The sequence below is a fragment of the Micromonospora sp. NPDC049175 genome (assembly GCF_043197345.1).
GTDB lineage: Bacteria > Actinomycetota > Actinomycetes > Mycobacteriales > Micromonosporaceae > Micromonospora.
The window spans coordinates 228,730-253,445 of record NZ_JBICSY010000002.1 but is presented as its reverse complement, the minus strand read 5'-3'; the positions used below and the strand labels follow the sequence as shown (position 1 = coordinate 253,445).

Sequence of the window (24,716 nt, the reverse complement as noted above, 5' to 3'; positions counted from 1 at the left end):
GCGACGTGGCGGAGGTCATGCGGCCGGCGGATCCGTCCGGCACCGGAACAGGGATCGATCGGGTGCAACTGTCGCCAATCCGGCTTATGGCGGAGTGTCGTGGCTCGCGCCCAGGCCTCACAATGGGGGGCCGATCACCGGTCCGAGCAGCGGGGAGGGCCTAGTTGAGCCAGGCAAGCGAACCGAGCCCGCCGGGGCCGACCCCGGCGGCGACCACCTCGCCGCGCAGCGCACGGACCCGTCAGATCCGACTCGTGGGGCTCATCGTCGTGCTGGCCGTCCTGGTCGCCGCCCTGGTCCCGATCGTCCTCGCGATGGGACCGCCGACCCGCGACGAGTTGCTGGAGAAGGCCGGCCTCAAGGGAAAACAGCAACTCGTCATCGGGGTGAAGGACGACCAACCGGGCATCTCGCAGCACCTCGCGAACAACGTCTGGAAGGGCTTCGACGTCGACATCGCCTACATGATCGCGGGCTATCTCGGCTTCGACCACTCCCAGGTGCGCTTCCTGCCGATCGAGAGCGAGGACCGGGCCCGTCGACAGGCCCGGGACAACGACGGGTTCGTCACCGTCGACCTGGTCATCGCCTCGTACAGCATCAACGAGAAGCGCAAGGAGGAGGGCGCGGTCTTCTCCGCCGCGTACCTGCACACCGAGCAGTCGGCGATCACCCTGAAAAGCTTCGAGGGGCAGGTGAGCAGCCTGGAGGATCTCCGTGGGCGGACGGTCTGCTCGCTGACCACCTCGACGTCCATTCAGCGCCTCGGCGAGGCCGGCGCCACGCCGGTGGGCCGAAACCGGATCAGCGAGTGCGTCCAGGAGCTGTACGACGGCAAGGTGCAGGCCGTCACCACCGACGCGGCGATCCTCGCCGGCTTCGTCACGGCCGACCAGCCGGGCGACGACGGGCAACGCTTCCCGGTGACCCTCAAGAACCCGAAACCACTCCGGCACTGGGACATCGGCTCGTCACCGCAGGAGAAGTGGGGCATCAACGTCGGCCCCAACGAGGCCCTGCTCGACCTGGTCGACCTCGCGCTCTCCGAATCGGCCCTGGACGAGGAGAACTCGACCTGGGAGAACGCGTACAACGCCAACCTCCGGTGGCAGCAGCGATACAACCTCCCGCAGCCGGTCGCGGAACAGCAGCAACCCGAGGCGAGGAAGGTGAAGGTGCGACAGTGGCCGTGGGAGAGGATCGCGCTACCGCCCCCGGCGTACCCCGGGTCGTCACCAGTTTCGGCGAGACCCGTCGCCCGCGCCGGATGGCGGGGGCGCGCCAGGCGCAGCAGTGGCTGCTGACCCTCCTACCCGCCTTCCCCGTCCTGCTCCTGGTGCTGCGGCTGTGGCAGCTCAGCCAACAGGACATGTCCACGATGCTGCTGCTGGTGCAGTACGTGAGCCCGCTCGGTCTGCTCAGCGCCCTGCTGATCGCCCTGGTGTGGGCGTTCCCCGTCGTCGTGCTCGCCTTCGGGGTGCTCGGTCGGCTGCTGCGGCTCAGCGCTCCGGACCGGTTCGACCCGGAACGGTCACTGCTGGCCTCCGGTACGGCACGTACCCCGGGCTGGGTGATCAGCGCCGCGGTCGCGCTGGGGGCGCTCACCTGGCAGCTCCGCTTCCTGCCGTCGCTGCTGATGCTCGCCCTCTGGCTGCTCGCGCTGCGCACCCGCTATCTACACCCGGACCAGCCGACCCGGGTGCTGCTGGTGAGTGTGGCGCTGCCCCTGGCGGCGGCGATCCTGGCGTACACCGTGCTGGGGCCGGCGATCTGGACCGCGTACCAGGATCGTGAGCTGGCCACCGCTGCGCTGCTGGCGGTGCCACCCGCCGCCACCGTGTTGCTCACCGGCCCGATCCCCGGCTGGATCGCCCCGACGCTCACCCACGGCCTGGCGTTCACGGTCGCCGCCGTGCTCCCGGTGGTGATGGGCGCGGTCTTCCTCCGGGTGCCGCTGTTGCCCACCGCCGCGATCGAGGTGGTGCCGAAGGAGTCGGCCAGGACGACCCCGGCCGCGACACCCCCGACGGGTGACGGCGCGCCGACCGAGGGCAGCGGGACCGGGCCGCCACCGGTTGCCGACGCCGACCCGGAGGTGGTGCTCGGCGCGCTCATCGCGGTCACCGACACGTCGACGATCGTGCTGGACCGGGCCGCCAGCGTGCGGTTCCTGCCGAACGGTTGGGTCGAGTCGCAGGTCCTCTGCCCACAGGTGACGGAGGTGCCGTACAGCCTCGTCTCGGTGCGTGGTTGGCCGGTGGAGGAGACGGCACTGAACTGGATGATGCCCCGGCGGCCGGTGGTCGATCCGGACGTCCGCTGTGAGGGCCGGCTCCCCGGCGCGCGGTGAACCGGGCCCGAGGGCGGGCCACCCCGGGAGGTGGCCCGCCCTCGTACGTGCCGCTGCGTCAGCCCGCGGCGGCCAGGATCTGCATGTCCTTCAGGCTCGCCGGCTCGGCGGTCTCGGAGATCTTGCTGCCATTCGCGTGGACCAACAGCACCGCGTGCCCGCTGCCGTCCCGAACCCGTACGACCATCGAGCCGTCGGTCTGGAAGTAGACCTGCCGCAGCTCGCGTCCGCCGAGTGGCAGCCGGATCTCCTTCCCGGTCCGGGTGTCCAGCACCACGTTGACCCGCAGGTCGCGAGCGACGTCGCCGGCGTCCCCAGCCGCCTTCTTCCGCAGCAGGGCGATGCGGGAGCCGTCCGGGGAGAGGCTGGCGATGTCGTTGCTGCGCCAACCGTCCGGCGAGAAGCCGGGGACGACCCGCTTCGTCGTGCCGTCCGTGCCGTAGAGCGCGACGCCGGCGTCGGTGTTCAGGGCGATGGTCTGACCGTCCGCCGACCAGAGGGCATGACATGCCTCAGGTTCGGTGGTCCACCAACGCACGCCCTTCCCCGTCGAGCGCGCCTCCAGCACGCCGTACCGGCCGGGTCCACCCGCCGCGTTCGGCTTCGTCTCGCGGAACAGCAGTTGCCGCCCGTCCGGCGACCAGACCGTGGTGACGCAGTACGGGTCGACATCCGAGCGCACCTTCCGCCGGTCGGAGCCGTCGGCGTTCGCGACGAACAGGTTGTTGCTGCTGCCGTCGCTGTCCACCCAGGCCACTCGGCGGCCGTCCGACGAGACGCTCACGTTGCCCTTCCACGCGAGATCGGGCAGCGCCAGCAGTTGGGCGGGGTTGTCGCCGGGGCGCCAGGACCGCAGGTTCGCGGTCTTCGCGCCGGTCACCTCGGCGGGCCCGTAGAAGAGCCTGCCGATCGCCACCGTCGGCGCGATCGCGCTGGACCCGCCGCTGGGCGGGGCGCTGGGGCTGTTCGACGGCGACCGGGTGGGCGACGGCGACGGCGTCGCGGTCACCGACGGGGTGTCGGCGGGGAGCGGCACGGGAGACCCGTTGGGCCGGATGGCGAGCGCGGTGCCGGCCGCCGCCGCGACCAGCACCAGCGCCGCGGCCGACGTGGCCACGGCGCGCTGGATCCCGAGCCGACGGGACGTACGCAGGGTCCGGTCCCGCAGGTCGACGACCGTGACCTCATCGGCCAGGTCGGTCAGGTCGAGCCGGAGACGCTCGTCGTTCATCGGGTGCTCCCCTTCAGGACGTACAGCTCGGCGAGGTCGGGGGCGACGGCGCGTAACTTGGCGAGCGACTTGGCCGTCTGGCTCTTCACCGTGCCGACGGTGACGCCGAGCAGGTCGGCGGTCTCCGCCTCGGTGCGGTCCTCGAAGAACCGCAGCACCAGCACGGCCCGTTGCTTCGGGGAGAGCTTCGCCAGCGCCGACCGGAGGGTCAGCCGCAGACTCGTCTGTTGCGCGTGGTCCGGGGCCGAGTCGCCTCCGCGGGGCTCGGGCAGGTCGCCCGGCATCGACTCGGGTACCCGGCGGCGCCGCCACCAGGACACCTGCAGGTGGTACATGATCTTCCGGGTGTACGCCTCGGCGTTGCCGCTGTGGTGCAGCCGGTTCCAGGACCGGTGTGTCCGGGCCAGCGCCGACTGGACGAGATCCTCCGCCAGGTGCTGGTCACCGGTGAGCAGGTAGGCCGAGCGCAGCAACGCCGGCGTGCGGGTACGGACGAACGAGTCGAACTCACTCAGCAGAGGGTCCACACGGGCCGATCCTTCGGGTCGTGGTGCGTGAGGGATGTGCTGCCCCTCCAGACGTCGCCCCGGGCCACAGTGGTTGCCGGCACGCACCCGCCGTGTTCACGACGCGCCTGACGAATTGGGTCGCTCGGGCGCTCGGCACGCCTCTACGCTGCGCGCATGCTGCTACGCATGTCGACCCTGCTGCTCCGGACCCTGCGCGAGGACCCGGCCGACGCGGAGGTGCCGAGCCACCGGCTTCTCCTGCGCGCCGGTTACATCCGCCGCGCCGCACCGGGCGGCTACACCTGGCTGCCACTGGGCAAGCTGGTGCTGGACCGGATCACCGACGTGGTGCGTGGCGAGTTGTTCGCGATCGGCGACCAGGAGGTGCACTTCCCGGCGCTGCTGCCGGCCGACCCCTACCGGACGAGCGGCCGCTGGGCCGAGTACGGCGACGACATCTTCACCCTCGCCGACCGGCGCGGCGCCGAGCACCTGTTGGCGCCCACCCACGAGGAGATGGCGGCGCTGCTGGTCAAGGACGTGTTCACCTCGTACCGGGACTTCCCGGTGACGCTGTTCCAGGTGCAGACGAAGTTCCGCGACGAGGCGCGGCCCCGGGCCGGGCTGCTGCGCGGTCGGGAGTTCCTGATGAAGGACGCGTACTCCTTCGACCTGGACGACGCGGGGCTGCGGGACGCGTACGCCCGGCATCGCGCGGCGTACCAGCGGATCTTCGACCGGTTGGGCCTGGACTACACGGTGGTACACGCGATGTCCGGGGCGATGGGTGGCTCCGCGTCGGAGGAGTTCCTGGCGACGGCACCGGTCGGCGAGGACACGTTCGTGGGCTGCACCGCCTGCGACTACGCGGCGAACACCGAGGCGGTGGTCACCCGGGCGCCGGCCGCCGGCGACCCGAGCACCCAGCGGGCGGTCGAGGTGCACGACACCCCGGAAACCCCGACGATCGCGAGCCTGGTGGAGTTGGCGAACGCCCGTCGGTTGGGGGATCGGGACGGCTGGACCGCCGCCGACACCCTGAAGAACGTGGTGTTGTCGGTCCGGCAGCCGGGTGCCGACCGGGCCGAGCCGGTGGTGATCGGGCTGCCCGGGGACCGGGAGGTCGACCTGAAGCGGGTCACCGCCGCGCTGGCGCCGGCCCAGGTGGCCGTCTTCGACGAGTGGGCCGAGCATCCGGAACTGGTCCGCGGGTATCTCGGGCCGCAGGTGCTCGACAAGCTGGGCATCCGCTACCTGGTCGATCCCCGGGTGGTGCCCGGTTCCGCGTGGCTGACCGGGGCGAACGAGCCGGGCCGGCACGCGACCGACGTCGTCTCCGGGCGGGACTTCACGCCCGACGGGACGATCGAGGCGGCCGAGGTACGCCCCGGGGACAGCTGCCCCGACTGCGTCGACGGCGAGTTGACGATCCGGCGGGGCATCGAGATCGGCCACATCTTCCAGCTCGGTCGCCGGTACACCGACGCGTTCGCCGTCGACGTGCTCGGGCCGGCCGGCAAGCCGGTCCGGCCGACGATGGGCTGCTACGGCATCGGGGTGTCCCGGGCGGTCGCGGCGATCGCCGAACAGCACCACGACGACCGGGGACTGGTCTGGCCGGCGGCGATCGCGCCGTGCGACGTACACCTGGTGGTGGCGGGCAAGGGCCCGCAGCTCGACGCGGCGCTGGAGCTGGGCGGGCGCCTCGCCGCCGCCGGCCTGCGGGTGCTCGTCGACGACCGCACGCACGTCTCGGCCGGGGTCAAGTTCACCGACGCGGAGCTGATCGGCATCCCCCGGGCCGTCGTGGTCGGCCGCCGACTCGCCGAGGGGTACGTCGAGCTGCGCGAGCGGGCCGGCGACGGGCGCGTCGAGCTGCCGCTGGAAGGTCTGGTGGACCGACTTGTCCACGAGGTACGCCAGGAACGTGGGAACCTGGTGTAGCTGCTGCGTCACGGGGTAGTGCAGTCGGATCGACCGAAGACGTTTGCGGAGGCTCTCATGACCGGTTACCGGGTCAGTGACGTGATGACCAAACAGGTCGTGTACCTGCCTGCCGAAACCACACTGGACGAGGCTGCCAGGGTGATGAAGGAGGCGGACATCGGTGACGTGGTGGTCACCGACGGCGCAAGCCTCGCCGGCATGCTCACCGACCGGGACATCGTGGTGCGGGCCGTGGCGGAGAACAGTTCCCCCGCGGCCACCACCATCGGCTCGATCGTCACCCGCGAGGTGGTCATGATCGAGCAGCACTGCACGGCGGGTGAGGCGGCGGCGCTCATGCGGGACCGGGGCATCCGCCGGGTGCTGGTCTGTGACACCGACCGCAAGCTTGTCGGCATCGTCTCGCTCGGCGACCTGGCCATGCAGCTCGACCCCACGAGCGCGCTCAGCGAGATCAGCGAGCAGTCGCCGACGGTGTGACGAACGGGCCGGGCCGGCGCACGGTAAGTGCCGCCGGCCTGTTCGCGGGTGGCCGGCGGTAGCCTCGACGCATGGCTGACATGCCGGCCCGACTGGCCGAGATCGTCGACGAGTTCGCCGCCGCGCCGCGCGACCTGGTGCTGGAGATGCTCCTGGAGTACGCGGACGTCATTCCGGTGCTGCCGGAGGGCACCGTCGAACGCGAGGGCATGGAACAGGTGCCCGAGTGCCAGACGTCGTTCTTCCTGCGCGCCAAGGTGACCCCGGAGGGCACCGTGGCGACGATCTTCGACTGCCCGCCGGAGGCGCCGACCACCCGGGCGTTCGCCGGGATCCTCGCCGAGGGGCTGGCCCTGGCGAGCCCGGAGGAGGTGCTGGCCGTGCCGGACGACCTCTACCAGCGGATGGGCCTGGCGCAGGCGATCAGCCCACTGCGGATCCGCGGCGGCACGGCGATCCTGGGCCGACTCAAGCGTCAGGTGCGGGAACAACTGGCCTGACCGCGAGGTTGCCAACGATCATGGAGATCGAGATCTACGCGGACGTCATCTGCCCGTGGTGCTACATCGGCAAGCGCCGCCTGGACGAGGCGCTCGCCAGCTATCCGGGCGAGGTGACGGTCCGCTACCGGCCGTTCCAACTCGACCCGTCGCCGGTAGCCGAGCCGCTGCCCCTGGTGGAGGCGCTGGCCGGGAAGTTCGGCGGCCCGGAGCGCGCCCGGCAGATGGTCGACCACGTGACCCAGGTCGCGGCCGGTGACGGGCTGCGGCTGGACTACGACCGCGCGGTGATCGCCAACACTTTCGACGCGCACCGGCTGGTCTCCTGGGCCACCGACCAGGGCCGGGCGGCCGAGATGGTGGAGGCGCTCTACCAGGCGCACTTCCACCACGGCATCGACGTCGGGTCGCGGGAGGCGCTGGCCACCCTGGCCGGCGAGATCGGCCTGGACGCCGCCGACGCGCGTCGGTTCCTCGACTCCGACGAGCGCGTCGCCGACGTCTCCGCCCAACTGGCCGAGGCGCAGGGCCTGGGCATCAGCAGCGTGCCGACCTTCGTCCTGGCCGGAAAGTACGCGGTCTCCGGTGCGCAGGAGGTGCAGACGCTGCTCGCCGCACTCAGCGAGGTCGAGCAACGCGAGGCCGCAGCCCGCTGAGCAGCCAGCGCAGCCGGCATCGATGATCACGATGTTTCACGTGCAACAACATCGATGCCGGTGTTTGTTCAGGCTGGCCTGGCCAGCCCTTCCACCACCTGGGCTCCGGGCAACGCGCCCAGCGCCGGCCCGGGCAGCGCGATCTTGCTGTGCCGTACGCCGGACCCGATGATCACGTGCGGGGTGGCGATGACCCGGGCATCCACCAGGATCGGCCACTGCGCCGGCAGCCCGATCGGGGTGATGCCGCCGTACTCCATGCCGGTCAGCTCGACCGCGTCGGTCATCGGGGCGAAGCTCGCCTTGCGGACGTCCAACGCCCGGCGGGCCACCCCGTTCACGTCGGCCCTGGTGGTGGCCAGGACGATGCAGGCCGCGTAGCGGACCACACCCTCACGCTTGCCGGCCACCACGACACAGTTGGCCGACACGTCCAACCCCACCTCGTACGCCGCGCAGAACGCCGCGGTGTCGGCGAGCTCGGCGTCGATCGGTGCGACCAGCACGTCGTTGACGTCGACCGGCGCGTCGGCGGGCCACTGCGCAATGGCCTCCGCCACCGGCGGGGCGAGCAGGTCGAGGCGGGCGCGGGCGGGTTCGGTCTTCAGCGTTCCCATCACGGGTGCGATCCTCGCATCCGCGACGCTGAACCGCCCGACGGCTCCCGTGCCGTTTCGTGCCGCCACCGGCCCGGGCCGGACGGATCCGGTGCTCAACTGCCGGCGAGGAAAGCGTTGTCGCGCAGGAAGGAGCGGTCCCTGGCGGCAGCCAGCTCCTGCTCGCGTTGGGCCCTGGCCCGTTGCAGTTCCAGATCCTCCATCGCGTGCCGGACACCCAGCCGGATCACGCCGTAGAGGAAGACGAAACCGAAGACGTAGAGGATCACCGTGGTGACGACAGCGAACATGGCGTCACCGTAAGACGAACGTGAACCGTTGTTGCTCTCATTTCCGCCCCGTTCCCCCGTACGTGTCTGCCCCGGCTCAGCCCGAGCGGACCAGGTCCAGCACGGTCAGCAGCGCGAAGAACGCGATCACGATCTCGTTGACGATCCAGGCGTGCCCCTCGGCCCACTCCCGCATCCGGGTCAGGACCCGCGCCGCCCGGTCCCCGAGCAGCAGCAACGCCAGCAGCGGCAGGGCGAGCAGGAGCACGGTGAGCAGCACGAACGGCACGAGGTGCCACCACGGCAGGTCGTGTCGGGCCACACTCGCCCCGACGGCGGCCATGGTCAGGTCGTCGGTCGGCGTGAGCACGAAGAGCAACGCGCCCAGTCGCAGTGCCGTACGCGGGGCGGCGTGCTCGATGCTCCCCAGCCACCTCGGCGGTCCGGACCGGTTCCGCCGTACCCACACCAGCACGGCCAGGCCGACCAGCAGGGCGAGAACCACCAGGTCGATGGCGGGACCGCGATCGACCCTGCCGGCGGCGGCACTGGCGTCGGCGGCCAGCCCACCCACCCAACGGGTCAGCAGCCAGCTCACCGTCACTCCGGCCGTGACCACCAGCCCGGCCCCGGCGAGGAAGCCCAGTGACGCCGCCCGGGGCCGGTCCGACGAGGCGAGGAAGACCGCCACGACAAGTTGGGTCCCGGCGACCATCACCACGGCGAGCGGCAGGACGGTCAGGAAGTTCATCGCCCGCCATCCTCCCGGCCCGACCGGGCCGGGAGTGACCGAACCCGCGGATCACCCGCCCGGTCGCACGCTCCCAGGCACCACGACGCGACCGGCCAACAGCGCCCCGAGCAGCGCCAGGCCCGCCGTGACCGCCAGCGTCGCCGCGTAACTGGCCGGGCCGGGCGCGCTCCCCGCGGCCAGCACGGCACCTGTCAGCGCGAGCACCGTCGCCGCGAAGAGGGAGTCGCCCAGTTGCAGGGAGGAGCTGTTGCGGCCCTGCTCACCGGGGGCGGACAGCTCCAGGGTGAGCACCGACAACGACGGGTAGAGCAACCCCATGCCGAGGCCGGCAGCTGCCCATCCGAGCACGGCGACGGCCACCGGGATCTCGGGCCGCACGGCGAGCGCCACCGTGGCCGTGCCGACAGTGATGCAGCTCAACCCAAGCCGCGGCAGGCTGGCCCGAGACGCGGGCACCGGCATCCGGCCCTGCAACCAGGAGCCCACCGACCAGGCCAGCGCGCCGACGGTGAGGACCAGCCCGGCCGCGGTCGGCGAGAGGCCCCGCTCCCGGGAGAGCATCAACGGGATGACCACCTCGGCGCCCACGAAGGCCGCCGACGCCAGCCCTCGCAGCCCCACCACCGTGGGCAGCCCCCGGGCCGCCCGCAGGAACCCGGCCGGCAGCAGGCGCGGCGCACAGACCAGCAGGCCGACCACGGCCAGCGCGACAAGGGCCAGGGCGGTGACGCCGCGCTGCTGTCCCCCGATGTGCAGCAGAGCGGCGCTCACCGCGGCCCCGCACGCCCAACCGATCCGTCCCACCGCGCCGACTGGTGGCCGGGTGGCCACGCTCCGCCCCAGCGACCGCAGGCCGGGGTGGATCAGCAACACCGCCGGCACCGCCACCGCCGGCACCGCGAGGAAGACCCACCGCCAGCCCAGGTGCTCCACGATCAGGCCGGCCACCGCCGGCCCCACCAGCGACGGTACGACCCACGCCGCCGCGAACGCCGCGAAGATCCGCCGGTGCAGTTCCTGCGGGTACGCCTGCCCGACGATCACGTAGAGCGCCACCGAGAGCAGCCCGGTGCCGAACCCCTGCACCACCCGCCCGACGACCAGCACACCCATCGCGTGCGCGGTGCCGGCGATCAGCAATCCGACCACGAACCAGGCGACCCCGTGCCACATCGGACCCCGTGGGCCTCTGGCGTCACACCAGATGCCGGAGACCACCATGGCCAGCACGCCGGTGGCGAACGGGCCACCGAACGCGATCCCGTACAGCGCGACCCCGTCGAGGGCGCGGGCGACGGTCGGCATCGCCGTACCGACCGCCAGCGCCTCGAACGCGAGCAACGAGATCAACGCGACGCTGCCCACAGTCATCGCGCGCAGCCGGGGTGCGAACAGTCCCGGCGCGGCAGGTGCGGTGGTGGCGACTGTGCTCGGCATGACCCGAGCATGCGACTTCAACCTGGATTCAAGTCAATCACCGGTGACCCGGCTCTCGTCAGGCGTCCTGCAGCGCCTGCCCGACCCCGCGCACCACTCCCGACAGGTGCTGGTCGGCCAGCAGGTGACCGGCGGTGATCACCAGGGCGATCGGCCACTCGATGACCTGTAGGGCGGCGAGCACACCGAGCCCCGCGTAGTAGGCGACCTTGTCCGATGGCGGCACCGCCATCTCGCCAAGTATTGGTAACGCCACCCGCCGGTCGTACATCCGGACGTTCTCGTGCGAGCCGTTCAGATGTCGCGTCAGCGTGCTCATGCCGGCCTCCCCGTGTCCGGTGATGGTCGTCGGATTCCACGGCCCACCCCGTCCATGCGCCGGCGACGACGCAAAGTTCCACCGCCGAAGGGGCATAACGGACGGCAGGTCGGGAAGCCAGGCCGCCGGACGTGCGGCGGTGGGAGGACGAGATGGCCAAGGTCAGGACCAGCAGCAACAGGGAGTCGGACACGCGTCCGTCCAGCCGTACGCCTCGATGACGGCGGCGGGTCGCGCGGCCGGCCGCATCCTGCCGTCCTTCGGCATGCCGCATCTGGTCGGCGAGGCGTCCCGGACCGTCGGCTCGGCCGCGACCAGGCTGGCCCGGACGGCCGGGCTGACGCGGCGTCGGGTCTGGTCCCGGCCCGGCCGACACCACATCGAGGTGCACGGCGTCTGCCAGGACGGCGGGAACCAGTTGGCTCGTCAGGTGGAGGGCGCGCTGGAGCGTCTGCCCGGAGTCGCCTGGGCCCGGGTCAACGCCCCGTCCGGGCGGGTGGTGGTCGCCGTCGAGACCCCCGAGCCGGCGCTGCGCGAGCTGATCGCCACGATCAGCCGGATCGAACGGACCTGTGACCACGAACCGGATCCGGAGATCCCGCCACCGCACCCACCGGAGGAAGGGCCACGCACCCCCCGTACCCTCGGCGCGCTCGCCTCGGACGCGCTGGGCCTGACCATCTCGGCGGCCACCCGGATCCTGCCGTTCGCGCCGCTGCCCGGTGAGGTGGCGGGCCTGCTCGCCGCGGTTGATCTACAACCGAAGCTGCACGGGTTCATCGGCAAACGACTGCGCTCCGACCCCCGCGCCGACCTCCTCTTCCCGCTGGCCGAAGCGGTGGTGCAGGGACTGACCGGCCGTTGGACCGGGATCGTCCTGGACGGCGCCCAGCGGATGGTGCAGTGGGGCGAGGCGCGAGCCCAGCTCTCCGCCTGGGAGCGGGCCGAGCCACGGCTGACCGGCGACGCGGAACGAGCCACCGCCCGTTGGCCGGTCATCGAGCGTCCCCGGCCGAAGCCGGACGGCCCGGTCGAGCGGTACGTCAACCGCATGCTCGGCGCGGGCGCGGCGGCGGGTGCCGCGGCGATGCCGTTCGCCGGACCGAAAAGGGCCATCGCGGTGGGCCTGTCGACGCTGCCGAAGGCTCCCGGCAGCGGACGCGAAGGGTACGCGGCCCAACTCGGCCGGATGCTGGCCCGGCGCGGCGTGATCGCGATGGACCGCAGCGTGCTGCGGGAGCTGGACCGGATCGACACGCTCGTGCTGGACGCCGCCGTGCTCGGCTCGGACCGGGGCGTACTCGCCGATCTGGCGCCGGTGCCCGGCGCGGACGTCGACCAGGTGGCGGAGCGGGCCTTCGCGCTGTTCGACCCGGATGATCCGGCTGCCTCCCGCGCGGCGGACGGCTGGCGGCTCGGACCGCTGGACCAGCTGCCCCGCACCGACCTCGGGACCATCCCGGACGCCGAGCGGCTGCGCTCCGCCGGCGGCCACCTGCTCGGCCTCGCCCACGGCGACCGCCTCGCCGCGCTGTTGCGGGTCGAGCCGGAACCCGCGCCCGGCGTCGACGGCCTGCCGGCCGCCGCCCGGCAGGCTGGCCTGCGCCTGGTGGTGGCCGGCGGCGACGAACAGCGGTACGGCTTCGCCGATGCGATGTTGCCCGGCGGCGACCGACTGACCGAGTCGGTACGCGCGTTGCAGCGCGACGGCGCGGTGGTGATGCTGGTCTCGGCGGACCGGAAGGCGCTCGGCGCGTCCGACTGCGGTCTGGGGCTCGCCCCGCCGGAGGCGCTGCCGCCGTGGGGCGCACACCTGCTGGTGGGCGCCGACCTGCGGGTGGTGGCCCTGGTGGTCGAGGCGACCGGGGTGGCCCGACGAACGGCTCAGCAGAACATCCGGCTGGCCATGGCGGGCACCGGTCTCGGGGCGCTGGGCGCGTTCACCGCTCCGCCTACCCAACTGCCGCACAAGGCGCTCGTCGCGGTCAACGGCGCGGCCGGGTTGGCCTTCGCGAACGGGGTCTGGCAGGCCCGCCGCCTGCGCGACCAGTCGGACACTCCGGCACCCGTGACGACCGCCTGGCACCTGATGCCGGTCCGTACCGTGCTCGACCACCTGCACACCACGCCGGACGGTCTGGCCAGCACGGAAGCGCAGCGCCGGCACCACGGCACCGGCGGGAACGGCGATGCCGGACCGGCACGCGGTGGTCTGCTGCGCGCCTTCGTGGACGAGTTGTCCAACCCGTTGACCCCGGTGCTGGCCGCCGGCGCGGTGCTGTCCGCGTCGTTCGGCTCCCTCGTCGACGCCGCGCTCGTGGGCAGCGTGGTCGGTGGGTCCGCCCTGATCGGCGCGGTGCACGAACGCAACACCGAACGGTCACTCGCGGAGCTGCTGTCCCGTTCGGCGGTGACCGCACGGGTCCGCCGCGACGGCGGCGAGCAGGTTCTCGCCGCCGAGGACCTGGTCCTCGGCGACGTCATCGCCCTGGAGCCGGGTGACTCGGTGCCCGCCGACTGCCGCGTCCTCGAATCGGTGGGCCTGGAGGCCGACGAATCGTCGCTGACCGGCGAGTCACTGCCGGTCGCCAAGTCCAACCGACCTGTGGTGGCCGCCGCGATCGCCGACCGACACTCGATGCTCTACGAGGGCACCACGGTCGCCGCCGGGCACGGCACCGCAGTGGTGGTCGCGACCGGGTCGGACACCGAAGCCGGCCGCAGCCTGGCGCTCGTTCGGCAGGCACCACCGACAAGTGGGGTGGAAGCCCGGCTCGGTTCGTTGACACGTGCCGCCATCCCGTTGGCGGCCGGTTCGGCGGTGGCGGTGGCCGGCGCGGGCCTGCTTCGGGGCGTACCCCTGGCCGAAACGGCGGCGACCGCGGCGAACCTCGCCGTGGCGTCGGTGCCGGAGGGGTTGCCGTTCCTGGTCAGCGCGGCGCAGTTGGCCGCCGCCCGGCGGTTGGCCGAGCACGGCGCGTTGGTGCGCAACCCCCGCACCATCGAGGCGCTGGGTCGGGTGGACGTGCTCTGCTTCGACAAGACCGGCACCCTCACCGAAGGCCAGTTGCTGCTCGCCGGGGTCGGCGACGGCGTCGGCGACCGGTACGCCCCGGTGGACCGGCTGGACGACAGGCTCCGGTTGACGCTGGCCGCGGCGCTGCGCGCCACTCCCGCCGCGGCCAACCCGGAGGAGTTGGCGTTGCAGACCGACCGGGCGGTGCGACGGGGCGCCGGCGTGGCCGGGGTGGTGGAGCAGACCGGTGCCGCCGGGTGGCAGGCTGCCGGCGGGCTGCCGTTCGAACCGTCCCGTGGCTATCACGCGAGCATCGGTGAGACCGACGGTCGCCTGTTGTTGAGTGTCAAGGGCGCTCCGGAGACGGTGCTGCCGCGTTGTTCGGCCCGACGAACCGACGGCAGTCAGCAGCCGCTGGACGACGCCGGGCGCGCGGAGCTGGAGCGGATGCTCGCCGATCGGGCCGGGGCGGGAAACCGGATCCTGGCCGTCGCCGAGTGCCAGGTGGACGACCCGAAGGTGACCGACGCCGACGTCCGAGGGCTGACCTTCGTGGGTTTCCTGGCCCTGGCCGACGGGGTCCGGGAGAGCGCCGCCCCCGCAGTACGCCGCATCCGCCAGGCCGGCGTGCACACCATCATGATCACCGGCGATCATCCGGCCACCGCCGAGGCGATCGCGGCCACCATCAGCGAGCACGACGAGCAGCGGGTGGTCACCGCCGGTGAGCTGGACCAACTGGACGACGAGGCGCTCGCCGAGCGGTTGGCCCACACCGACGTGGTGGCCCGCTGCACCCCGGCGCACAAGGTGCGAATCATCCAGGCGTTGCAGAAGTGCGGGCGGACCGTCGCGATGACAGGTGACGGCGCCAACGACGCCCCGGCGATCCGGCTGGCCGATGTCGGCATCGCCCTCGGCCAACGGGGCACCCCGGCGGCACGGGCCGCAGCCGACCTGGTGGTGACCGACGACCGGTTGGAAACCATCATCGCCACCCTGGTCGAGGGTCGGGCGATGTGGTCGTCGGTGCGGCACGCGCTCAGCATCCTGGTCGGCGGCAACCTCGGTGAGATCGCGTTCAGCGTGCTGACCGCAGCGGCGACCGGCCGCTCCGCGCTCACCGGCCGACAACTGCTGCTGGTCAACCTGCTCACCGACCTGGCACCGGCACTTGCCATCGCGGTCCGGCCACCCGCGTCGGACCGCACCGACAACCTGCTCCGGGAGGGCCCGGACGCAGCGCTCGGCGAAACCCTCACCCGGGAGATCGGCCTCCGGGCGGCGGCGACCACGCTGGGCGCGACCGCGGGCTGGAAGTTGGCCCGGTACACCGGACGCCGTCAGCGGGCCGGAACCGTCGCACTCGTCTCCCTGGTCGGCACCCAACTCGGACAGACCATCCTGGCCGGCGGCACCAGCCCGGCCGTGCTGGCGTCCACGGCGGCGTCGCTCGGCGTGCTCGTCGTGGTGGTGCAGACGCCGGGGGTGAGCCAGTTCTTCGGTTGCACCCCGCTCGGGCCGGTCGGCTGGACCATCGGGGCCGGCTCGGCGCTCGGCGCGACCTTCGCCAACGGCGCGCTCACCAAGCTGATGGAACACGTGCCCCAGGCCCGCCCCGACCGCACGTCGACGGACGACGGGAGCGGCACCAAGGGCTGAGCCGCATGCCGACGGCTCACCGGGGTACCGGAGCCGGAGGAGGTGGGCACAGTGGTCGAACAACCTCGGGTGACGTTCATCGGTACCGCGACGACGGTGCTGCGAATCGGCGGGTTCACCCTGCTGACCGACCCGAACTTCCTGCATCGGGGGCAGCGGGCGTACCTGGGAAAGGGTCTGTGGTCGCGCCGGCGCACGGACCCGGCGCTGCGGATCGCCCAGCTCCCGGAGTTGGACGCGGTGGTCCTCTCCCACCTGCACGGCGACCACTTCGACCGGGTGGCCCGCCGCCAACTGGACCGCGACCTGCCGATCGTCACCACCCCGGCGGCGGAACGCAAACTGCGTCGGTGGGGCTTCCAGGCCGCCCAGGGTCTGCCGACCTGGTCGTCCCGGGAGCTACACCGCGACGGTGCGACACTGCGGCTGACCTCGATGCCCGGACAACACGGCCCGGGTGCCCTCGACCTGCTGATGCCCGACGTGATGGGCACGATGATCGACGTGGAACGTGCCGGCCGCCGGGAGTTCCGGCTGTACGTCACAGGTGACACCCTCAACCGGCCGATGCTCACCGCCATCCCCGAGCGCTACCCGGACATCGACGTGATGCTCATCCACCTCGGCGGCACGAAGGTCGCCGGGATCCTCCTCACCATGGATGCTCGCCAGGGTGCCGACCTGGTGGAACTGGTCCGCCCGAAGCTGACCGTGCCGATCCACTACGACGACTATCCGGTGTTCCGGTCCCCGCTCGCGCACTTCGTCGACGAGGCCCGCCGCCGTGGCTGGGTGCGGCAGGTGCGCACCATCGCCCGCGGCGAGACCGCCCCCCTGACCCCACCGGCCTGAGGTGGACGGCGACGGGCCGGCGCGGTGATCGCCGCCTACCGGCGAACCGGTGGGCGGCGATCGACGCGTCGGGATGTCACCGCCGACGATCAGCCTCACGGAGCAGCGCCTCCGACTCGGGGTCGGGCATGATCTCCCGGACCTCCTGCGCACAGCGGCAGGCGGCCGCAAGCTTGGCGGCCCACGCCAACGCGTCGTCGCGAGAGGCCACGTCGACGATCGCGAACCCGCCAATGACCTCCCTGGTCTCCGGGTACGGGCCGTCGGTGACCGTCCCGTCGGTGGCCACGATCGTCGCCTGCTGCCTCTCCAGGCCGGTGCCGAACACCCACACGCCCGCGTCCATGGCCTCCCGGACCACCGCGTGCGAAGCCTTGGCCACGTCGGCGATCTCCTCGGCGGGGATGTGGTCCATCGAGCCGTCATTGAACGAGATCAAGTACCGCGTCATCCTGGTCACTCCCATGTCCCGGCGGCCACGTCGACCACCTCTCGTCTCCTCTACGAACGACTCGTCCCGGATTCGACGCTCCACCGGAAAACTTCGCGGGATCATCGCCGGCTCGGCGCTCGCCACGTCCGTCGGATGAGCAGATCGCGCGTGAGTCCGCACGTCAAGGGACTCAGGGCCCACCAGCGCCGTGGCTAATCTGGACGGGTGAATGCGCCAAGGCTCGATCGGCAGACGCTGGAATTTGCGGTCGGGCTCTCCGAACGCGCGGGCACGCTCGCCGCCGAGAAATTCTTCGCGGCCGACTTCGCGCTGGCGATCAAGGCGGACGGCAGCGAGGTCACGGATGCTGATCTCGCCGTCGAAACGCTGATCCGTGACGAGCTGGCCGCACGCTTTCCGGCCGATGAGATCTACGGCGAGGAAACCGGTACGACCGCGGGCACCTCCGACCGACGGTGGATCATCGATCCGATCGATGGCACCAGGTACTTCGCCTATCGCATTCCCATCTTCGGCACCAACCTCGCGCTTGAGGACGAGCACGGACCAGCCCTTGCCGTGATCAATCAGCCGGTGGCCCGCCAACTGATCTACGCAGGCCGTGGCTGGGGGTGTCGTGTCCGCACCGACGGCAGGGATCTCGTACCGGTGCTGCGGGACGATCCCGACCTGGCCGCGGCACGTGTGGAACTCGTCAATCCGGATGGCTGGCCTGCCGATGTGTTACTCACGCTGCATCGCCATACCCGCATCACCGGTCACCTCGGTGGCATCGGGGGCCTGCTCACCGGCCTGGTGGACGCGTTGGTCATCGCGGGCACGGAGATGGGTTACGAGGACCTGGCACCGCTGCCGCTGATTCTTGACGAGGCCGGCGGGACAGCGACCGACCTTCACGGTGGTCCGCTACTCGCCGGCGACGGAACTGCCCTGCTCAGCACCGGACGCCACCACGACGCTCTGCTGGACCTGTTGGCGCCTGTCCTGGCCGCTGATCCCGCCGGGCGACGGCGACAGCCACAAGAGCGGCGGGTCTGCTGGTGATCATGTCGGGTCCTGGACGATGTCGCCGAACGATTCGACCAGGTGGATGAACCGCCGCAGGATCAGCCAGGGGACGTCGCCGCCACAACTGACCACCACCTCGCTCGCCGGGCGCGGGGTGAACGGCCCGCCTTCCGGCGTCGCGTCCGGGATCCGGGCGCTGAGGTACGGCCCGGTCCCCGATGCTCCGGTCAGTCCGACCAACTCGTACTCCCACGCGTAGTCGGACCCGCCCTTGCGCCACTCCCCGCCTGGCTCCATGATCGGCTCACCGGGAACGTGGAGGAGAAGCATGGGCACCTGGGATGACGGTCCGTTCGACAACGACAGCGCCGCCGACTGGTGCGGTGATCTCCACGACGCCGATCCGTCCGCGCGGGGGGCAATGGTTCGTGCTGCCCTGACAACGGCAGCGCACAACACCGACTACCTCGACTATGACGATGCCGCCTCGGCCATCGCCGCTGCGGCGATCGTCGCGTCCCAACTGCCCGGCGGGGACCCCATAACCTCGGCGTACGCGCCGGATTTCCTGCTCGCTGGCGAGTCCCTCGACCTGGACGACGACCTGCCACTGCTGGCGGTCGAGGCACTTGACCGGATCCTCGGCGACAACTCGGAGTGGCGCGGCCTGTGGGGTGACGGAGGAGTGAGTGAGTTCCCGCAGATCACCAAGCTCCGCGCGGTGCTGTCCGGGCCGCCCGAACTGTCCGGGCAGATCGCGCTGCTCTAAGGGCCGCGCGTCCGTGGTGCCGTGGTGCATCCTCAGGTATGCCCGTGATTGAAGTTGTGCTTGGAGATATCACAAGCGAGGACGTCGACGCCATCGTTACCGCCGCCAATGAGTCACTGCTGGGTGGCGGCGGTGTGGACGGGGCGATTCACCGAGCGGCCGGACCGCGACTGGCCGAGGCCGGCGCCGCGCTCGCACCCTGCGCTACCGGCGACGCGGTCGCCACACCCGCATTCGACCTCAACCCGCCAGTGCGCCATGTCATCCACACCGTCGGCCCCGTCTGGGAAGGCGGTGGCTACGGTGAGGTCGACCTCCTGATCTCGTGCTATCGGCGCAGCCTTGAGGTTGCCGACGAGGTCGAAGCGCGCAGCGTCGCCTTCCCGGCCATCGCCACCGGCGTGTACGGCTTCCCGCCCGCGCAAGCCGCGAAGATCGCGATCTCGACCATCAGAGCAACGCCCACCAAGGTCGAGCGTGTCCGCCTGGTCGCCTTCGACGAAGAGACGTACCAGCTTCTGACCGCAGCAGTCCAGGCGTGACCGAAGCCGGGGAGTCGAACCCCTGACGCCTCACCGATGGAAGCTGAGCCGCCATCGAGTGCCGAGGACGGGGCGTCATCGCTCGACGGCCAGTCGCACGCCCAGCCCGATGAATACGCCTCCCGTGGCTGTGTCGATTCGGCGGCGAACGGCCTGCCGGCGACGGAGCCACCCCCCGATCCGCCCCGCGAGCACACCCACAGTGCCGTCGACGATGAACTCCAGGACGATCAGAATGGCGCCGAGGATCGCGAACTGCACCCAGACCTGACCCAGTTGCGGGTTGATGAACTGTGGGAGGAACGCGATCGTGAAGGTGACCATCTTCGGGTTGAGCAGATTGGTCAACAGCCCACTGAGGTAGGCCCGGCGGCCCGAGATGCCCGCGCCGACGACTGGCAACTCGCCCTGCTCGCTCTTGCGGTGCCGAATCATCTGCACGCCAAGGTAGATCAGGTAGGCACCTCCGACGATCCGCACCACAGTGAAGGCGGTCGGCACCGCCGCGAAGAGAGCGGCCAGCCCAGCGGCCGCCACGACGACATGAACGGCCTCGCTCGTCGCCACCCCCGCCGTGGCGAGCAGGCCGGCGCGCGGACCGCCGCGCATCCCACACCCCAAGACGAACAACATGTCCGGCCCGGGACTGACCATCGCGATGATGGTGGTCAGGGTGAAGGCCACGAGCAGGTGCTGATCTATCGGCATGAAGAAACCGTTCCATATATCGCTACAGCCCGGCAGGTCTCGCCCGTCATCGTGACCTGGGACACAATCAGCCCGGAGGGGTGGTGTGCGACCAACGACCAGGCTGATGAGGATCTCTTCGTGGGGGCAGTCGCCAGACCGTCCAGCCTCGGTGGCACCCGGCGAGGAGAGCCGCAAAGCATCGCTGAGGAGGTTCGGAGTGGAACCCCGATTAGTCACCTGCCTCCCGCCGCCACGCACGCGCACGACGGCTGCGATCAGCCGGTGCGTTCCGCACGTCGGCGGCTACCTCAGCGGCGCCCGTGGCCGGCCCGGATTCCTCGACCTCGACGCGCCGCTGCTCGGCCATGTACTCGGCCAGATGCTGGTCGGCCTGGATTACGTCGCCGAGCATGTATCGCGCCACGGCCCGCCGGGCAGCCCGGATCTGGAGGTACTCCTGAGCATCGACCCTGCCCCTGCCATACCGTTGGAGAACCGCGATCACTTCTTCGGGCGCAACCGTGAACTCATCGAGGGAGAGCGGCGTGTACGTACGCCGTCCGTCTTTTTTGCTGGCCAACCGTCCCCTGAGCCGCACGCCGGGAGTCAGGCGAACGTCGAGGTTCGCGCTCTCCCATCTCTCCCCAATCTTCACCACGGCCAGCGATTCGACCGACTCCCAGGGCAACCGAGTCGTGGACCCACGCAGGCGAAGCGTCAGCCCTTCGTCATCCACCTCGATCAGGAAGGGCCAAAGGAGAGCAAGTAGAGCGATGAGAGAGAAAGCAACAATGACCACGCTGAAGAATTCAAATAGCGGAGCCTTGTTGTAGTAGCGGTGATTCGGATTAGCCATAACCGCCTGCGCTGCCCCCCAGACAAGCGCTCCGAACACGCCACAGACGAGAGTGTCGCGCCTCAACCTGGCGGTGTTCCGATGCAGCCGCTCGCGTCGCTTCACTCATCCATGATGCAGTTCGGGGCAAGCTTCCGCGCCATCCCGTGTGCCGTCGACTCGCCCTCTGGGGAGCGGGCCACACCCGGCCCGCCATGCCATGCGGACCTTGGGCCGGCGCGGCCCGGGCGGCTGCCGCCCCACCACTTCCCTCATCAACGGCCTGTCGTGCTGCGGCGACCCCTTGGGCTCCCACTTCCAGGCGCTGGGTTACCAGCTCAGGAAGAGTAGCTACGCCCTTGCCTGGGATAGGAAGGATCGGGCGGCCAGCTCACCGGAACGGTTACGCGCCCACACTGCCCATCGGGCGCCCGAGCCGGGGAACACGGCGGCGAACGTTTTCCAGACGTGTAGCCGGAAGCCGTCTTGCTCCCACCAGCGCTCGGTGTATCCACGCGCCTCCCGTATCAACGTCAGGCGTGCCACGTGTGCCTCGACCGCTGCCAGGCCCGGCGCGGCGTCGAGCGATACCGGAATCCATGTCGCGCAGTCTTGGTAGAGCGCCTCGGCTTCGAGCAGCGCGTCGACGTTGGGGAAGACGGGCACCAACGGCGACGAGTTGGGGCCAGTGAAGCAGTAGACCACCCTGCCGTCGCCGCGCAGCCAGACCACGTACGGGTGCGCGACGTCGTGCTCAATGAGGTCGGCCATCGCGTCCCGGTCTTCGCGGCTGTAGTCGTCTGCTGCCCACGGGACCGGTACGAACGTCACGGCCGCTCTAAAAGACCAGGCGAGGCTGGGATAACGCAGCCCTCCGTATCGAGCCGCGGTTCGCCGAAACAGGGTCAGCGTCGCCTGAACGTCCACGTCGGGCAGCCGGCTCAGCAGCGATCGCAGCTCGTCCGTCGTAGGTCCATCCGACAGGTCGATCGGCGCTCGCTCCGCAGCGTGTCGAAGGAAGTGGGCGGCTCTCGGCGACAACCCCGAAGGATCGTCCAGGACGTGGCGCATAGCCGCAATGATCGAGGACGCACGCCAAGACCCAGCCGAGGGGTGTCACGCGTATTGACATCGATTCGTCACACATCATGCGGAGCTCGACATCGCCGGCGGTCCGGTCGAAGAGGATCATCCCTGGTCTGTGCCGGATGATCTCGAACTTCGCTCCGGTGCAGCCCACAGGCCGTGTGTGGTGGAGCCCAGGGGACTCGAACCCCTAACCCCTGCCTTGCAAAGATCAAGACTGCTGTCGGTCGTCGTCGGCCACTGCTGCTGAGCTGCTCGTCGTGTCGCCTACCGTAGGCTCTGATCCGTGATCGTCGGTGGGCTTGGCTGTACGGATGGCTGTACTGCTACCACCCGGCGTCCTCGTCTCGCAGCACTTGAACAGCGGCCACGACGTCCGTAACAGTGCGATCAGGTCGGGCAAGTGCCGCCGGCCAGTCCTTCCCTCGGCTGACCCAAAGGGTGGCAAGCCCTGCCGCGCGTCCGCCTCCGACGTCAAGTAGAGGGCTGTCACCGATCGCCCAGCCCCCACCCGACAGATCTAGACCGCATCCACGGGCTGCCGCCCCGAAGATCTCGCGTGCTGGCTTCCGGATGCCCAACTCTCCGGACACTGCCCAGGCATCGACGCATTGGTCCAGCCCGGTACGCCTGATCTTCCCTAGCTGGTTGTCGGCCTGGCCGTTGGTCACGATCGCGACCCTCCAGCCGTCGTCACGAAGCAGTGCCAGCGACGCCAGCACCTCCTGGGGGCAGCTCACCAACTCCGGCATCCGGCGTCGGTACTGCCTCCATGTCTCATCAACCGAGGCTGCCAGTCCGAAACGCTCGGTCACCTCGCCGAAAAACCAGTCGCGGGGCACGGACCCGTCCTGATCCGTACTGATCAGCCAGGTCAACGCGTCATCCGGCAGTTCGCGATCGGCACAGAACTCGACCGCCCAACGCCGGAAAGCCTCCGAGCGGTCCACGAGCGTGTTGTCGAGATCGAAGAGCGCCAACCGCTGCATGGTCAACAACCGTACCGGGCGGGTAAAGCGGATCTCCTCGTCGGGCAGTCGTCAGACCGTCCAGCCTCCCCGGACGGGGACAAGGTGGAGCGCCCTACCGGACGAACGACCTTGGCCCCGTCCGGGGAGGCTGGTAGCCCTTGTGGTGCCCGACGAGGTGATCTGCGGCGGCATCTCTGAGGAGGGCCGGGGTTCGGGGCGGAGCCCCGAGGTCTTCGAGTCCTGGTCATCCCCAAGCGTGGCCGGCCGGCCCGGCCGATGCCGGCCGGAGGTCGCCAGCAGGCCGGGGCCGGGCCGGCGCGGCCCGCTTGCGGGCCGCCTTGACGCCGCAAGGCGTGCGGCCGACCCACCCGACGTTTCGGCAACCACCTCACATCAGTTCGCAGAGCAGGAAGGGACCGGAGCATGAGCGAGAAGAAGAGCGTCCGCCCGGCTGAGGCTGCGGCCCTGCTCGGCGTCTGTCGAGACACCGTGTACGTCCTGATGCGATCGGGCCGACTGCGTTCGATCAAGGCGGGTCGTGCTCGGCTGATTCCGCTGTCCGCATTGGATGAGTTCTTGGCGGCGGATGAGGAGTTCGCGGCATGACGGGCCGGCGTCGGCGTTCTCATGGTGAGGGCTCGGTGTACGAGCAGCGGCCGGGCGTGTGGGCTGCGGTGGTCGACCTCGGTTGGATCGACGGGAAGCGGAAGCGGAAGTACGTCTACGCCAAGAGCGAGGCTGAGGCGGTCCGGAAGCGGGACGAGCTGCGGCGCCAACTTCAGCTCGGCGTCGACCTCTCTGCGCAGCCTCGGATCCTCGAAGCCTGGTTGACCGAGTGGCTGCGGGACGTGAAGGCACACGACGGCACCCGGCCGTCAACTCTGGTGCGCTACCGCCTGGCCGTGAGCAAGCACCTCATGCCGGGCCTGGGCTGGGTGAAGCTCGACCGGCTAACGCCTCGCGATGTGCAGCGGTTCCTTACCGGGCTGCGGGGCAAGCTCGCACCGGCCAGCATCATCAAGGTGCACGCGGTGCTGCGTGTCGCCCTGGCCGATGCTGAGCGGATGGACTTGGTCCCGCGCAACGTCGCCAAGGCAGCCAAGCCACCGGCCCTCGGCAGAACCGAGCGGCGCGCTATGACCCCCGAGGAAGCCAAGACGCTGCTGTCGGTGCTGACCGGGGACCGGTTGGAGTCACTGTTCGTCCTGGCGCTGGCGACCGGCCTGCGGTGGGCGGATGTCGACCTGCCGGGAAGGGCGCTGTTCGTCAGACGCTCCAGCGAACGGATCACGGGTTGGTGTTCGTGCCACCGAAGACGCATCGGTCGGCCCGTCCGCTGCCGCTGTCGGCTCTGGCCGTGCGGGCGTTGGAGGCACAGCGTGTGCGCCAGGCCAAGCAACGGCTCGCGGCCGGGGAGGTGTGGTCGGATCTGGGCCTGGTCTTCGCCAGCACGATCGGCACTGCGATGGAGCCGCGGAACGTCAACCGGCGCTTCGAGCAGCTCCGCGCGGCGGCCGGGCTGGATTGGCTGCACCTGCACGACTTGCGGCACGCCTTCGCCACGTTCCTGCTCGACCAGGGCGAGGAGCTGCGGACGGTGATGGAGTTGCTTGGGCACTCCACGATCCGGATGACGGCCGACACCTACGGCCACGTTCTGCCGGCACGGGCTCGTCAGGCTGCCTCGGCCATTGACCGGATTCTCGGCCAGGAGGGGACGGCGTGACCGGCTTGGCTGTACGGATGGCTGTACTCGGACCGA

Annotated in this window: 25 protein-coding genes and 2 pseudogenes; 14 read left to right on the top strand and 13 right to left on the bottom strand. The window is 70.7% G+C overall.

Annotated elements, in window-relative coordinates; all coding sequences use genetic code 11:
* The first annotated feature begins 164 nt into the window (after window positions 1–164).
* Window positions 165–1,304 (top strand): transporter substrate-binding domain-containing protein, encoded by a 1,140-nt coding sequence (locus tag ACGFH8_RS08010; protein ID WP_393365124.1) that lies wholly within the window; start codon window positions 165–167, stop codon window positions 1,302–1,304.
* Complete coding sequence (locus tag ACGFH8_RS08005) at window positions 1,190–2,350, top strand: hypothetical protein (RefSeq protein WP_393367014.1); 1,161 nt, start codon at window positions 1,190–1,192, stop codon at window positions 2,348–2,350. The genes ACGFH8_RS08010 and ACGFH8_RS08005 overlap by 115 nt, the downstream gene beginning before the upstream one ends.
* 58 nt (window positions 2,351–2,408) lie before the next feature.
* Here ACGFH8_RS08005 and ACGFH8_RS08000 read toward each other — a convergent pair whose 3' ends face one another.
* Both ACGFH8_RS08000 and ACGFH8_RS07995 read right to left on the bottom strand, forming a co-directional pair.
* Complete coding sequence (locus tag ACGFH8_RS08000; RefSeq protein WP_393365122.1) at window positions 2,409–3,581, bottom strand: TolB family protein; 1,173 nt, start codon at window positions 3,579–3,581, stop codon at window positions 2,409–2,411.
* Entirely contained in the window at window positions 3,578–4,108 is a 531-nt protein-coding gene (locus ACGFH8_RS07995; RefSeq protein WP_393365121.1) for a SigE family RNA polymerase sigma factor, read from the bottom strand. The genes ACGFH8_RS08000 and ACGFH8_RS07995 overlap by 4 nt, the downstream gene beginning before the upstream one ends.
* Before the next feature lie 156 nt (window positions 4,109–4,264).
* Here ACGFH8_RS07995 and ACGFH8_RS07990 point away from each other — a divergent pair, with 156 nt between their 5' ends.
* From ACGFH8_RS07990 to ACGFH8_RS07975, 4 genes are all read left to right on the top strand, one after another.
* Window positions 4,265–6,034 (top strand): proline--tRNA ligase, encoded by a 1,770-nt coding sequence (locus tag ACGFH8_RS07990; protein WP_393365119.1) that lies wholly within the window; start codon window positions 4,265–4,267, stop codon window positions 6,032–6,034.
* Window positions 6,035–6,091: 57 nt separating this feature from the next.
* Window positions 6,092–6,517 (top strand): CBS domain-containing protein, encoded by a 426-nt coding sequence (locus ACGFH8_RS07985; protein ID WP_252416973.1) that lies wholly within the window; start codon window positions 6,092–6,094, stop codon window positions 6,515–6,517.
* Between the two features lie 71 nt (window positions 6,518–6,588).
* Window positions 6,589–7,017 carry a SufE family protein gene (locus ACGFH8_RS07980; RefSeq protein ID WP_357066208.1) on the top strand — a complete coding sequence of 143 codons (429 nt, stop codon included), beginning with the start codon at window positions 6,589–6,591 and terminating at the stop codon, window positions 7,015–7,017.
* Window positions 7,018–7,037: 20 nt separating this feature from the next.
* Window positions 7,038–7,673, top strand: coding sequence for a DsbA family protein (locus ACGFH8_RS07975; RefSeq protein ID WP_393365117.1), 636 nt, complete (start codon window positions 7,038–7,040; stop codon window positions 7,671–7,673).
* Between the two features lie 68 nt (window positions 7,674–7,741).
* Here the strand turns inward: ACGFH8_RS07975 and ACGFH8_RS07970 are convergent, their stop codons facing one another.
* From ACGFH8_RS07970 to ACGFH8_RS07950, 5 genes are all read right to left on the bottom strand, one after another.
* A complete protein-coding gene (locus ACGFH8_RS07970; protein WP_393365115.1) occupies window positions 7,742–8,290 on the bottom strand; it encodes a YbaK/EbsC family protein in 549 nt (182 codons plus the stop codon).
* Between the two features lie 95 nt (window positions 8,291–8,385).
* Complete coding sequence (locus tag ACGFH8_RS07965) at window positions 8,386–8,580, bottom strand: hypothetical protein (RefSeq protein ID WP_393365113.1); 195 nt, start codon at window positions 8,578–8,580, stop codon at window positions 8,386–8,388.
* A gap of 76 nt (window positions 8,581–8,656) precedes the next feature.
* Complete coding sequence (locus ACGFH8_RS07960) at window positions 8,657–9,310, bottom strand: GAP family protein (protein ID WP_393365111.1); 654 nt, start codon at window positions 9,308–9,310, stop codon at window positions 8,657–8,659.
* A gap of 51 nt (window positions 9,311–9,361) precedes the next feature.
* On the bottom strand, window positions 9,362–10,750 hold the full coding sequence (locus ACGFH8_RS07955) for an MFS transporter (RefSeq protein ID WP_393365109.1): 1,389 nt from the start codon (window positions 10,748–10,750) through the stop codon (window positions 9,362–9,364).
* A 58-nt stretch (window positions 10,751–10,808) separates the two neighbouring features.
* Entirely contained in the window at window positions 10,809–11,069 is a 261-nt protein-coding gene (locus ACGFH8_RS07950) for a hypothetical protein (RefSeq protein WP_393365108.1), read from the bottom strand.
* Window positions 11,070–11,286: 217 nt separating this feature from the next.
* On the opposite strand from ACGFH8_RS07950, the pseudogene ACGFH8_RS07945 reads away from it, so the two are divergent.
* A pseudogene (locus ACGFH8_RS07945) lies at window positions 11,287–15,824 on the top strand (HAD-IC family P-type ATPase); the annotation flags it as partial.
* Window positions 15,799–16,599, top strand: coding sequence for an MBL fold metallo-hydrolase (locus ACGFH8_RS07940; protein WP_393365106.1), 801 nt, complete (start codon window positions 15,799–15,801; stop codon window positions 16,597–16,599). The pseudogene ACGFH8_RS07945 and the gene ACGFH8_RS07940, both read left to right, overlap by 26 nt.
* Before the next feature lie 76 nt (window positions 16,600–16,675).
* Here ACGFH8_RS07940 and ACGFH8_RS07935 read toward each other — a convergent pair whose 3' ends face one another.
* Window positions 16,676–17,176 (bottom strand): YciI family protein, encoded by a 501-nt coding sequence (locus ACGFH8_RS07935; RefSeq protein ID WP_393365105.1) that lies wholly within the window; start codon window positions 17,174–17,176, stop codon window positions 16,676–16,678.
* Between the two features lie 81 nt (window positions 17,177–17,257).
* On the opposite strand from ACGFH8_RS07935, the gene ACGFH8_RS07930 reads away from it, so the two are divergent.
* Window positions 17,258–18,097, top strand: coding sequence for an inositol monophosphatase family protein (locus tag ACGFH8_RS07930; RefSeq protein WP_393365103.1), 840 nt, complete (start codon window positions 17,258–17,260; stop codon window positions 18,095–18,097).
* Here ACGFH8_RS07930 and ACGFH8_RS07925 read toward each other — a convergent pair whose 3' ends face one another.
* Window positions 18,098–18,397 carry a hypothetical protein gene (locus ACGFH8_RS07925; RefSeq protein ID WP_393365102.1) on the bottom strand — a complete coding sequence of 100 codons (300 nt, stop codon included), beginning with the start codon at window positions 18,395–18,397 and terminating at the stop codon, window positions 18,098–18,100.
* Between ACGFH8_RS07925 and ACGFH8_RS07920 the strand changes: the two genes are divergently transcribed.
* Window positions 18,390–18,830: a DUF4259 domain-containing protein gene (locus ACGFH8_RS07920; protein ID WP_393365100.1), complete on the top strand. Its 441-nt coding sequence runs from the start codon at window positions 18,390–18,392 to the stop codon at window positions 18,828–18,830. The two genes, ACGFH8_RS07925 and ACGFH8_RS07920, sit on opposite strands and share 8 nt — an antisense overlap.
* 38 nt (window positions 18,831–18,868) lie before the next feature.
* Window positions 18,869–19,372 carry an O-acetyl-ADP-ribose deacetylase gene (locus ACGFH8_RS07915; RefSeq protein WP_393365099.1) on the top strand — a complete coding sequence of 168 codons (504 nt, stop codon included), beginning with the start codon at window positions 18,869–18,871 and terminating at the stop codon, window positions 19,370–19,372.
* A 75-nt stretch (window positions 19,373–19,447) separates the two neighbouring features.
* Here ACGFH8_RS07915 and ACGFH8_RS07910 read toward each other — a convergent pair whose 3' ends face one another.
* The 4 genes from ACGFH8_RS07910 to ACGFH8_RS07895 all read right to left on the bottom strand — a co-directional run bounded on the left by ACGFH8_RS07910 (window position 19,448) and on the right by ACGFH8_RS07895 (window position 22,972).
* Complete coding sequence (locus tag ACGFH8_RS07910) at window positions 19,448–20,080, bottom strand: LysE family translocator (protein WP_393365098.1); 633 nt, start codon at window positions 20,078–20,080, stop codon at window positions 19,448–19,450.
* 211 nt (window positions 20,081–20,291) lie between these two features.
* A complete protein-coding gene (locus ACGFH8_RS07905) occupies window positions 20,292–21,023 on the bottom strand; it encodes a hypothetical protein (RefSeq protein ID WP_393365096.1) in 732 nt (243 codons plus the stop codon).
* Window positions 21,024–21,248: 225 nt separating this feature from the next.
* On the bottom strand, window positions 21,249–21,968 hold the full coding sequence (locus ACGFH8_RS07900; RefSeq protein ID WP_393365094.1) for a hypothetical protein: 720 nt from the start codon (window positions 21,966–21,968) through the stop codon (window positions 21,249–21,251).
* A gap of 341 nt (window positions 21,969–22,309) precedes the next feature.
* Window positions 22,310–22,972 carry an HAD family hydrolase gene (locus tag ACGFH8_RS07895; RefSeq protein ID WP_393365092.1) on the bottom strand — a complete coding sequence of 221 codons (663 nt, stop codon included), beginning with the start codon at window positions 22,970–22,972 and terminating at the stop codon, window positions 22,310–22,312.
* Between the two features lie 405 nt (window positions 22,973–23,377).
* Here ACGFH8_RS07895 and ACGFH8_RS07890 point away from each other — a divergent pair, with 405 nt between their 5' ends.
* The 3 genes and pseudogenes from ACGFH8_RS07890 to ACGFH8_RS07880 all read left to right on the top strand — a co-directional run bounded on the left by ACGFH8_RS07890 (window position 23,378) and on the right by ACGFH8_RS07880 (window position 24,680).
* Window positions 23,378–23,560, top strand: coding sequence for a helix-turn-helix domain-containing protein (locus tag ACGFH8_RS07890; RefSeq protein ID WP_334626924.1), 183 nt, complete (start codon window positions 23,378–23,380; stop codon window positions 23,558–23,560).
* Window positions 23,557–23,883, top strand: a pseudogene (locus ACGFH8_RS07885) (site-specific integrase); the annotation flags it as partial. The gene ACGFH8_RS07890 and the pseudogene ACGFH8_RS07885, both read left to right, overlap by 4 nt.
* 368 nt (window positions 23,884–24,251) lie before the next feature.
* Window positions 24,252–24,680: a tyrosine-type recombinase/integrase gene (locus ACGFH8_RS07880; RefSeq protein WP_393365090.1), complete on the top strand. Its 429-nt coding sequence runs from the start codon at window positions 24,252–24,254 to the stop codon at window positions 24,678–24,680.
* Window positions 24,681–24,716 lie beyond the last annotated feature (36 nt).